Annotated in this window: 3 protein-coding genes; all 3 read left to right on the top strand. The window is 71.8% G+C overall.

Translation table 11 applies throughout. The features are described from left to right. On the top strand, positions 1-386 hold a 386-nt coding region (locus tag ACIRDX_RS21860), incomplete at its 5' end, for a M2 family metallopeptidase (RefSeq protein WP_396627538.1). A 148-nt stretch (positions 387-534) separates the two neighbouring features. Continuing rightward, positions 535-1,974, top strand: a complete 1,440-nt coding sequence (locus ACIRDX_RS21855) for a tetratricopeptide repeat protein (protein WP_396627537.1) — start codon at positions 535-537, stop codon at positions 1,972-1,974. Continuing rightward, positions 1,971-3,429 (top strand): FG-GAP repeat domain-containing protein (locus ACIRDX_RS21850; RefSeq protein ID WP_396627536.1); only part of this gene is annotated, 1,459 nt, incomplete at its 3' end. The genes ACIRDX_RS21855 and ACIRDX_RS21850, both read left to right, overlap by 4 nt.

Below are 3,429 nucleotides of genomic sequence, written 5' to 3'. Positions count from 1 at the left end.
CGTGGTGGACGCTGCGCGAGAAGTACCAGGGCGTGGCGGCGCCGGGTCCCAGGCCCGCCGAGGCCTTCGATCCGGGCGCGAAGTATCACGTGCCCGCCAACACGCCCTACACGCGCTACTTCCTGGCGGGCATCCTGCAATTCCAGATGCATCGCGCCATGTGCCGGGCTGCGGGGCACACCGGGCCACTGCACACGTGTTCGGTCTACGGCAACAAGGAGGTCGGCGCGCGCCTGCAGAAGATGCTCGCCATGGGCGCCAGCAAGCCGTGGCCCGAGGCGCTCGAAGCCCTCACCGGCGAAAAGCAGATCGACGCCACCGCGATCCTCGATTACTTCGCCCCGCTCCGGCAGTGGCTGGACGACGAGGCCGCCGCAAGCAAGTGACGAGGGACAAGGGAAGAGTCACAAGGGCTGCCAGGGACAAGGGACAAGGGCTGCCAGGGACGCGGGACAAGGGCTGCCAGGGACAAGGGACAGGGGCTGCGCGGGACGACGGACGGGGCTGCGGGACCAGGAACGCGGAAGAGGAATCGTGCGGCTGCTGATCGCTGCGACACTCATCGTCGCAGCGGCCTCCGTACCCGTGTCGACTGAGCCCGGAGCCGGGCCCGGGCTCACGCAGGCGTCGCCGCTGCCCGACGTCGCGCACGACAGCTTTCCGGAGCCGTCGCGCCCGGCCATCGCCGCGGCATTGCGCGCCGTGAAGGATCGCCCGGGCGATGCGACGGCGGTCGGTGGACTCGCCATGCTGCTGCAGTCGTGGCTGCAGTTCGACCATGCCGCGGCGGCCTACCAGCACGCGCAGGCGCTGGCGCCAGGCAGCGCCGACTGGTGGTACCTCGGCGGCCTCACCGACTCGGCGCGCGCGCTGCATGCCTCGGCGGCGCGCCAGTTCGCCCGCGCGGCAGCGCTCGGCCCAGGCAGCGGCCCCCTCGTCTCGTTGCGCCTGGCGGATGCGCATCTCGCGGCCGGCGCCGACGACGAGGCGGTCGTCCTGTATCGGCAACTGGTCGCGTCAGGGGATCACGCGGCCTCGGCGTGGTACGGCCTGGGCCGCATCGCCCAGCGGCGCAACGACGATACTGCCGCGCTCGACGCCCTGCAGAAGGCCGTGGCGCTCTCGCCGGAGTTCGGGGCCGCGCACTACGCCCTCGCGCAGGTGCATCGCCGCGCCGGTGATGCCGATGCCGCCGCAGTCGCGCTCGTGAGGCAGCAGCGCTGCCCGGCGTGCGGCCCGTTCGTGGACGACCCCTGGCAGGCCCGCGTGACGGCGTTGCGAGACGACGCGCTTGCCAGGCTCACCCGAGGCATCGCGGCGGCGTCCGCGAGCGCCACGGAGGCCACGGCCGAGGCGATCAGGCTCCACGAAGCTGCGCTGGACCGGCCCGAGACGCGGGGGTTGGCCCACACCAACCTCATCGAACTCTACCGACGCGTCGGCGACGCGGAGCGGGCGAAGCAGCATTACCTCGCGGCGATCGCCGAGCCAGGGTTCGAGGCCGACGCCCATCGTCAGTACGCCGCTCTCCTGCTGGAGCAGCAGAAGGTCGACGACGCCCTCCTCCTGTTCGAGCGCGCGGCGACGCTGGCGCCGCGCGATGCGGCCGCCTGGCAGGGGCGTGGCTTCGCACTCGAGCGGCTGGGCCGATTCGCGGAGGCCGCCGACGCCTACGGCGCCGCGTTGCAGGTGGCGCCAGACGCCCATCAGGCTCGCTTCGGCCTCGCGCGCCTCGCCATGCGATCCGGGCAGGTCGATCAGGCGATCGGTCACCTGGAGACGCTGCAATCGCCCCAGCGGGCCGAGACACCCCGCTACCTGTTCGCGCTGGCAACGGCGTATCTCCGCCGGGGACGGCAGGACGACGCGCTCCGCGTGGCGACCGAGGCCCTGACGCTCGCGCGGCGACTGGGCGACGAGCAGATGGCCGCGTTCATCGACGGCGAGTTGCGAAAGCTGCGGCCTACGCCATGAGGTGCGCCGGCGGGGCGGGCGGATCGGGCCGGGCGACCGGGCTGGTGGCGCTGGCGACAAGCGCCTGGCTGGTCGTCGGCCTCGCTGATCGCCCGCACGGGACCCAGGGCGTCTCCCGGCCGTGGTTCGAGGACATCACGGTCGCGGCAGGAGTCGATGTCACGCACAAGAATGGCGCGCGTGGCGAGTTCCGGATCCAGGAGATCATCGGCGCTGGCGTCGGGTTGATCGACTACGACTACGACGGTGACCTCGACGTCTTCCTCGCGCAAGGCGCACAGGCGACGTCGACACTGCTGCGCAACGATCTCGATCGCCCCGGTGGCACCCTCAGGTTCACCGACGTGACGGCCCGCGCCGGCGTCGGCGCGCGCAGGGACGGCATGGGCGTGGCGGTCGGCGACTACGACGGCGACGGTCACACGGACCTGTACCTGACGGCACTGGGGCCCAACGTCCTGTATCGCAACCGTGGCGACGGCACGTTCGAGGACGTCACCGCTCGCGCCGGCGTGGACGATCCGCGGTGGAGCACGAGCGCGGCGTTTGCAGACCTCGACGCCGACGGCGACCTCGACCTCTTCGTCGCCAACTACCTGGACGAGACGGCCTCGAGCAAGCCCTGCTTCGAACCGGCCGGCGCGCGCGACTACTGTCCGCCGGGCAGCTATCGACCGGTGCCCGCGCGACTGTTCCGCAACCGCGGCGACGGCCGCTTCGAGGATGTCTCCGAGGCGGCCGGCACCCTGCGGGCCTTCGGCAACGGCCTCGGCGTGTCGATCGGCGACTACGACCGCGACGGGCGTTCCGACATCTTCGTGGCCAACGATGCGACGCCGAACCAGTTGTGGCGCAACGAGGGCCAGTGGCGGTTCGTGGACATCGGTCCGCTCTCCGGCGCGGCCTTCAATGCGCTCGGTCGCCCGGAGGGGTCCATGGGGATCGCATCCGGCGATCCGGACGCCGACGGCGACGAGGACCTCGTCGTGACCAACATCGCGGGCGAGACCTTCGCGATGTACGTCAACGACGGGCGCGGCGGCTTCGAGGATCGTCGTGCCGACGTCGGGCTTGCGCAGGCGACGGCGTCGATGACCGGCTTCGGCGCCGCCTGGCTCGACGCCGACAACGACGGCACCGCCGACCTGATGGCGGTCAACGGCGCGGTGACCCTCGTGCCGGAACTGCGCGGACAGGCCGTGCCGTATCGACAGCGGAACCAGTTGTTCCGGGGCATCCTGAGCCGTCCCTCGGCCACGTCCGGCCCCGCCCGGAACACGCCGTACCGTCTCGAGGAGATCCGGGGCGCTGCGGCCGGGCCGGCGTTCGCGCCCCTGGAGGTCAGCCGCGGCCTGGCCGTCGGTGATCTCGACAACGATGGGTTCCCTGATGCGGTGATCACCAACAACGGCGGGCCGGCACGCGTCCTGCGGAACACCGCGTCAACGGGGAACG

Origin of the sequence: Luteitalea sp., assembly GCF_044337415.1 — a bacterium.
Classification (GTDB): Bacteria; Acidobacteriota; Vicinamibacteria; order Vicinamibacterales; family Vicinamibacteraceae; genus Luteitalea.
This window is presented reverse-complemented; position numbering and strand designations above follow the sequence as displayed.